The organism is Actinomycetes bacterium (genome assembly GCA_036000965.1).
GTDB lineage: Bacteria > Actinomycetota > CALGFH01 > CALGFH01 > CALGFH01 > DASYUT01.
In genome coordinates this window covers 72,091-79,062 of sequence record DASYUT010000078.1, presented here as the reverse complement: position 1 = coordinate 79,062, position 6,972 = coordinate 72,091, and the positions used below count along the sequence as shown (strand labels likewise).

The following is a 6,972-nucleotide window of genomic DNA, read 5'->3' as shown; positions in this document are numbered from 1 at the left end:
CTGGTGGCACCGGTACAACGATCTTCTCCCGCAGTGGTTCCGGGCCTACGTGGATCTCGAGTCGGCGGCCACGCTCATCCGGACCTATCAGGGCCAGTTCGTCCCCGGCCTGCTGCAGACCGAGGACTACATGCGCGCGGTGATGCGGGGCGCGCAGCTGGACGACTCGCCAGAGGAGCTGGAACGGCGGGTCAGGCTGCGGCTGACCCGCCAGCGGCTGCTCGACCAGGACGACGGCCCGCGGCTGTGGGCGGTGGTGGACGAGGCGGCGCTGCGCCGGCCGGTCGGCGGCCGCGAGGTGATGCGTGTCCAGCTCGAGCGGCTGGTCGAGGCCACGAAGCTGCCGAACGTGGTCTTGCAGGTCCTGCCGTTCAGTGCCGGCGCGCATCCGGCCATGCTCGGCGCGTTCAGTATCCTGCGGTTCCCGTTCGAACTGCCGGACGTGGTCTACCTCGAGCACCTGACCAACGCCGTCTATCTGGACAAGCGTGACGACGTCGAGCAGTACCTGCACGTCATGGAGACCATCTGCGTCCGCAGCCAACCGGCGAGGAAGGCCGCGGCGATCCTCAGCGAGATCCTGGGAGAGGGCTGAATGCGCCAAGTGCACAACCGCACCACTGGCACCGCGAGCGGGACGGAGGACAACGTGGTCGATGAGGACTGGACCACGCAGATCAACACGAACGTGGCACACCCGCCCGGATGTACGACTACTACCTGGCCGGACGGCTCCATCCCGAACGTGTCGGGCGGGATCTATGGCGGCGTCGGCCGCAAGCGCTGAGCGACCCGATGCCTCCGGAGGCCCACTGGGGGCCAAGGGCCCGATACTTGCCCGCGCACCGGACCAGGTGACGGGGCGGACGGGGTGGTAGATGGCGACGGCGGAGCCACAGGCGGTCGGGAGGCGGTTCGCCGAGCTGCTCGAGGGCTGGCGGGCCGGGGAGGGGTCGCTGGCCGGGCGGCTGGCCGGACGCATCGCCGAGCTGGCCGCTGGCGGCCGGCTCGCCCCGGGCACCCGGCTGCCCTCCCAGCGCGCCCTGGCCGAGGCGGTGTCGGTCGGCCGCGGCACGGTGGCCGCCGCCTACGCGTCCCTCCGGGAGCGCGGGCTCGTCGACCCGGACGGGAGGCTCGCCGCCACGCCTGGCCCACGACGCCAGGTCGTGGGCCAGGACGGTCCGCTGGCGGCTCCGCCGGACGGGCCGCGCCCGGTGGTGGACCTGTCCGGCGGTCAGGGGCCGCCGGATGGCGGGCTCCAGATGGCCGCCGTGGTCCTGGGTCTCGGGGGCGCGGACTGGGCCGAGCTGATCGCTGAGGACGGCGCCCTTGGGGGGATGCGGGCGCTGCGTTGCGCCGTCGCGGCGCGCTACTCGGCCCTCGGGCTGCCGACCCGGCCCGAGCAGGTGGTGGTCACGGGTGGGACCCGGGCCGGGCTCGAGCTGGTGTGCGCCCGCTACCTGGAGCCCGGCGCGGCGGTCGCGATCGAGGAGCCGACCTCGCCGGTGGCGCTGGAGGCGTTCCAGGCCGCCGGGGCACGGCTCCTGCCTGTCGCCGTGGACCGGAGCGGGGTGCGGCCCAGTGCCGTGCAGTGCCGCTTCGAGCAGGACGCCCCCCGCCTGCTGTACCTGACCCCGGCCCGGCCTGGGGCGGCGATGCCGGCGAGCCGCCGCCGGGGGATCGCCGCCCTCACCGGCGTGTTCGGGATCCCGCTGGTCGAGGATGGCACCCAGGCCGACCTCGGGCTCGGCCCGGCCGGGCCCGCCCCGCCGCTGGCCGCCTTCGACAGGACCGCCCCGGTGCTCAGCCTCGGGTCCATGCGGGAGCTGTTCTGGCCCGAGCTGCGGGTCGGCTGGATCCGGGCCCCGGACGGGACCGCCGAGGAGCTCACCCGCCTCCAGACCGGGCTTGGCGGGACGGCGCGGCCAGCCGCCCAGTTCCTGGCCGCCCGCCTGCTGGACAAGGGCGGCCAGGAAGTGGCGGAGCGGCGCGCCCAGCTCGCCAGGCGCCTGGAGCGGCTCGCGGCGGTGCTCGCCGCCCTGCTGCCGTCCTGGACGTGGGCACCTGGCGAGGACGGCGCCTCGGTCTGGGTCCGCCTGCCGGCCGGCAGCGCCACCGCCCTGGCCGAGCGGGCCGCGCGCGAGGGCGTCGTGGTACGGCCCGGTCCCGGCGGCGGATCCGGGCCGGAGCCGGACGACCGCCTGCTGCTGCCGCTGACCGCCGAGCCGGAGCTGCTCGAGCAGGGGGTGCACCGGCTCGCCAGGGCGTGGGCCGCCTCGAGCGCCGGCGCCGGGGCCCGGCCGGGTCTGGACAGGCGAGCCGGCAACGGGCGGACCGCCCTTTCAGAGCGTCCGCCTCGGGGGTAGGCTCCTTCCGGGCCCGGGCATGTCCGCTCCGAAGCGCCGGGATCGAGGGTGCAAACCGGCCACACTGGACGGCTTAGCGCCGAGCAGGACGTCCCTCTTCGACTGCCCGGGCCCGCCACGCTCCCTTGCCGCGCCTGGGCGCGGCGCTCGCCTGCATCCCGCGTTCCCCCTCACTTGAGCTGGCTGCAATCATGTGAAACCGTCGCGGCGCCGCCGGCGAGCCGGCCGGACCTGGTATCGGCAGCGGACCCTGGTATCGGCATGGGTGGGTGAATGAGGAAGCGGCTGCTGTTCTGGATCGCGTGGTACATCCCTCTGGTCGGACTGTGGCTGCTGTTCGTGGGCACGTTGGACCGCTCGGAGCTGCTCCTCGGGCTCGTGGCCGCGGCGCTCGGAGCGACCGCGCAGGAGCTGGTCAACGCCCAGGACCTCGTCCGCTTCCGGCTCGAACCGCGCTGGCTGCGCGACCTCCGCCTCCTGCCCGGAGAGGTGCTGGTCGACTCCTGGCTGCTCGCGGTCGTGCTCTGGCGCCAGCTCACCGGCCGCAGACGGGCGACCGGCCAGTTCCGTTACGTCCCGTTTCCCGCCGAAGGGCCAGGCGGCTCCGGGTCGGGTGACGACGACGCCAGAGCGAACGCCCGCCGGGCGCTGGTGACCGCCGCGCTGTCGCTGGCTGGGAACGTCTACGTGGTGGGCGTCGAGGGCAGCCACGGCGCCATGCTCGTCCACCAGCTCGTGCCCCGCCCCGGCTCCCCCATCTACCCGAGCATGGCTGCCGCTTCCGGAGGGGATGAGGTGTCCCGGTGAACCCCGGAGGGGGCCGGGGAGCCCAGGGGGGTGCCGCGCTCCTCGTGGTCGGGGTCGGCGTCGAGCTGGTCTGCTGCGTCGGCGTGCTGGTGATGCGCAACCTCTACGACAAGCTGCACTACACCGCGCGGCCACCACGATCGGTGCGCTCGCGATCGCGGCCGCCATCGTGGTCGAGGAGTCGTTCACCCAGGCCGGGGTCAAGGCGATCCTGGTGTTGCTGATCATGCTGGTGACCAACCCGGTGCTGACCCACGCCACCGCCCGGGCCGCCCGCGTGCGCGAGCTGGGACGCTGGCAGCCCGGGCCGAAGGACGTCGAGAGGACTGGCGGGACCGGTGACGAGCCGGCGGGTGGCGAGCGGCCGTGAGCGCGCTGGAGGCGATCGTGCTGCTGCTCGTCGCGGCGGGCGGCACCGCCGTCGTGCTGACGCGCGACCCCCTGAACCAGGCGATCGTGGCAAGCTTCTACGGGCTGATCCTGGGGCTCGCCTTCCTGGTCCTGCAGGCCCCCGACGTGGCGCTGTCCCAGATCACCGTCGGCGCGGTCGCCCTCCCCCTGATGATCCTGCTCGCCCTGGCCAAGGTCAGGCGGGAGGAGTCCACACAGGCCCGGACGCCTGAAGCGCGCGAGGCCGGGCAGGGACGCCCGGCGCGCGCGAGGCCGGACCCGGACGCCGACCGGGAGCGGGCCGGGACTGATCCTGGAGAGCCGTTGTGAGCCCGGAGACTCGCCGTCGGGTGTTCCTGGTCGCGGCGGCCGGCTTCGCCGCACTCATGCTCTGGGGGCTGTCCGGGCTGCCGCCGTTCGGGGAGTACCGCGGGCCCTACGGCGACGTGCTGAACGCGGCCGCGGTCGCCGAGCGGCACGCCACCAACGTCGTCGCCGCGGTCACCTTCGACTACCGCGGGGTGGACACCATGGGCGAGGAGTACATCCTGTTCGCCGCCGTGGTCGGCACCGCGATCCTGCTGCGCGCGCAGCGGGACGAGGAGGAGCGCGACCCCAGCGAGACCGTGGAGGGCCGCAGCGCCCCGCCCACCTCGAACGCGGTCCGCGTGCTCGGCCTCACCCTCCTGGGACCGATCGTGCTGTTCGGCATCTACGTGGTCGCCCACGGCCACCTGACCCCCGGCGGCGGGTTCCAGGGCGGGGTCGTGCTCGCCACCGGCGCGCTGGTCGTGTTCCTCTCGGGTGAGTACGTCACCCTGCGCCGGGTCCGGCCCGAGGACCTCATCGACGCGGCCGAGTCGGCCGGCGCGGCCGGCTACGTCCTCATCGGCCTTGCCGGTGCGCTCGCCGGCGGCGCGTTCCTCGACAACTTCCTCCCGCTGGGCCAGCCTGGGGCGCTGTTGTCGGCCGGCACCATCCCCACGATCAACCTCACCGTCGGCCTGGAGGTCGCCGGCGGCTTCGTGCTGCTGCTCACCGAGTTCCTCGAGCAGACGCTGGTGCTCCAGCGGCGGGCGCTGCCATGACCCCGGCGGCCGCACCAGCGGCCCCGCTGGAGAGGAGCGAGCGCCCATGACCCTTGCGGGCACACCAGCGGCCCCGCTGGAGAGGAGGGAGCGCCGATGACCCTGCTCCCCTACGCCGTGGCTGTGTGGCTGTTCGTGATCGGCCTGTACGGCATCGTGACCAGCCGCAACCTGATCCACATGGTCACCTGCCTCTCGGTTGTCCAGTCCTCGACCTACGTCCTGCTGCTCGCGGTCGGGTTCCGCCGCAACGCCACCGCGCCGATCTTCCTCGACGTCCCGGTCGGCACGCGCGCGGTCGACCCGGTGGTGAGCTCCCTCGCCCTCACCGACGTCGTGGTCGGGGCCACCGTCGCCGCCCTCCTGCTCGCCCTCGCCGTGCAGGTCCACAAGCGGCTCGGCACCCTCGACCCGGAGGAGCTCCGGGTCCTGCGAGGCTGACGTTGCGCGTCCTGCCCCCGCTCCCGGTCGCCATCCCCCTGCTCGTCGCCGCCTTCATGGTGGGCGGCGGCCCGTTCATCCGGCGGCGGGCGGCCGACTCGATCGCCATCGCCACCGCGGCCGCCGTGACGGGGATCTCGGCCGCGCTGCTGCTCCAGGCGGCCGGCAACCCGATCGTGTACTGGTTCGGCGGGTGGACGCCGCGCAACGGGGTCGCGCTCGGGATCGCGTTCGCCATCGACCAGGTCGGCGCCACCCTGGCCACCCTCGGCGGGCTGCTCATGACCGCCGCGCTGGTGTTCTCCTGGCGTTACTTCGATGCCGTCGGGACGTTCTTCCACGCGCTCATGCTGGTCTTCCTGGCCGCCGTGGTGGGGTTCTGCCTGAGCGGTGACCTGTTCAACCTGTTCGTGTTCTTCGAGCTGTTCAGCGTGGCTGCGTACGCGCTGGCCGGCTACCGGACCGAGGACCCGGGCTCGCTGCAGGGGGCGCTCAACTTCGCGGTCACCAACAGCGTCGGCGCGTTCCTGGTCCTGTCCGGCATCGCGCTCCTGTACGGCCGCACGGGTGCGCTCAACCTGGCCCAGATCGGGCGGACGCTCGACGCCGGACCGGCGGACCGGCTCGTCATCGTCGCGTTCGTGCTGCTGCTGGCCGGGTTCTTCGTGAAGGCGGCCGTGGTGCCGTTCCACTTCTGGCTGGCCGACGCCTACGCCGTCGCCCCGACCCGGTCTGCATCCTGCTCGCCGGCGTGGTCAGCGAGCTCGGGCTCTACGCGGCGTTCCGGGTCTACTTCACCGTGTTCTCGGGCGTGCTCGGAAGCCACGCCGACGGCCTGCGCGGGGTGCTGCTGGGCGCGGCGGTGCTCACTGCGCTGCTGGGTGGGGTCATGTGCTTCCTGCAGCACCACCTCGCCCGGCTGCTCTCGTTCGCCACCGTCAGCCACGTCGGCATCACCCTGGCCGGCGCCGCGCTGCTCGTCCCGGCCGGCTCGGGCGGCGCCTTCCTCTACCTGGTGACCGACGGGCTGGTCAAGGCGTCGCTGTTCGTGGGCGTTGGCATCGTCCAGCACCGGCTGGCCAGCGTCGACGAGCGGGAGCTGCGCGGGCGGGGCCGGGGCCTGCCCTGGACCTTCGGGCTGCTGGTGGCCGGCGCCCTCGGCCTGGCCGGGATGCCGCCGTTCGGCACCTTCCTCGGCAAGGCGCTCATGGAGGACGCGGCCGCACGGGCCGGCCACTCCTGGCTGCCCTGGCTGTTCGTGGCCGCCTCGGCCCTGACCGCGGCGGCGGTCCTGCGCGCCGCCCTGCGGATGTTCGCCGGCTGGGGAGCGCCGGCGGGGGCCGGGGACCCCGACCCGACCGCGGCCGTGGCAGGGCCCGAGCGGGGGCAGGAGATCATCGAGCGCCGGCCCAGGACGCCCCTGGTCATGCTGATGCCAGCGTTCGGCCTGCTCGCGGCCGCGCTGGCCCTGGGGCTGGTCCCCGGCCTGTCCGCCCGGGCCGAGCGCGCGGCCGAACGCTTCCAGGACCGGGCCGGCTATGCGGCGGCCGTGCTCGACGGCACCGCCGGCGCGCCCCCTGCGGGCGCCCACGCACCCACCCACCTCGGCCCGGCCGTGGCGTTCTCCGCGCTCACCGTCATGCTCGCGTCCGCGCTCGCGCTCGGCGTGTTGCTCCGGCAGCGCGCTCCCGCCGCCCCGCGCCTGGCCGCCCGGCGCGTCTGGCACCCGGTCGCCTCGGCACTGCGTGGCCTGCACAGCGGGCAGGTGGGCGACTCGGTCACCTGGCTCACGGTCGGCGCGGCCGGCCTCGGAGCACTCCTGGTCCTCACCCTCCGCTGACCCGCAGGGCCCGAGGCTCGCCGGCCCGGATCGGCGGCCG

At 74.3% G+C, this 6,972-nt stretch carries 9 protein-coding genes and 1 pseudogene; all 10 read left to right on the top strand.

What is annotated here, in order from left to right; translation table 11 throughout:
* A partial coding sequence (locus tag VG276_06460; protein HEV8649044.1) for a DUF5753 domain-containing protein occupies window positions 1-595 on the top strand: 595 nt, incomplete at its 5' end.
* Entirely contained in the window at window positions 596-787 is a 192-nt protein-coding gene (locus VG276_06455; GenBank protein HEV8649043.1) for a hypothetical protein, read from the top strand.
* A gap of 91 nt (window positions 788-878) precedes the next feature.
* Window positions 879-2,366, top strand: a complete 1,488-nt coding sequence (locus VG276_06450; protein ID HEV8649042.1) for a PLP-dependent aminotransferase family protein — start codon at window positions 879-881, stop codon at window positions 2,364-2,366.
* Between the two features lie 273 nt (window positions 2,367-2,639).
* A complete protein-coding gene (locus VG276_06445) occupies window positions 2,640-3,173 on the top strand; it encodes a hypothetical protein (protein HEV8649041.1) in 534 nt (177 codons plus the stop codon).
* Window positions 3,174-3,342: 169 nt separating this feature from the next.
* The gene (locus tag VG276_06440) at window positions 3,343-3,543 is read left to right on the top strand and encodes a monovalent cation/H(+) antiporter subunit G (GenBank protein HEV8649040.1); all 201 of its coding nucleotides are present in this window, start codon (window positions 3,343-3,345) and stop codon (window positions 3,541-3,543) included.
* Window positions 3,540-3,893 carry a DUF4040 domain-containing protein gene (locus tag VG276_06435; protein ID HEV8649039.1) on the top strand — a complete coding sequence of 118 codons (354 nt, stop codon included), beginning with the start codon at window positions 3,540-3,542 and terminating at the stop codon, window positions 3,891-3,893. The genes VG276_06440 and VG276_06435 overlap by 4 nt, the downstream gene beginning before the upstream one ends.
* The gene (locus VG276_06430; GenBank protein HEV8649038.1) at window positions 3,890-4,651 is read left to right on the top strand and encodes an MnhB domain-containing protein; all 762 of its coding nucleotides are present in this window, start codon (window positions 3,890-3,892) and stop codon (window positions 4,649-4,651) included. Before VG276_06435 ends, VG276_06430 begins: the two co-directional genes overlap by 4 nt.
* A 96-nt stretch (window positions 4,652-4,747) precedes the next feature.
* The gene (locus tag VG276_06425; protein ID HEV8649037.1) at window positions 4,748-5,092 is read left to right on the top strand and encodes an NADH-quinone oxidoreductase subunit K; all 345 of its coding nucleotides are present in this window, start codon (window positions 4,748-4,750) and stop codon (window positions 5,090-5,092) included.
* 56 nt (window positions 5,093-5,148) lie between these two features.
* Window positions 5,149-5,763, top strand: a pseudogene (locus VG276_06420) (proton-conducting transporter membrane subunit).
* Between the two features lie 80 nt (window positions 5,764-5,843).
* Window positions 5,844-6,932: a proton-conducting transporter membrane subunit gene (locus VG276_06415; GenBank protein ID HEV8649036.1), complete on the top strand. Its 1,089-nt coding sequence runs from the start codon at window positions 5,844-5,846 to the stop codon at window positions 6,930-6,932.
* The last annotated feature ends 40 nt before the right edge of the window (window positions 6,933-6,972 follow it).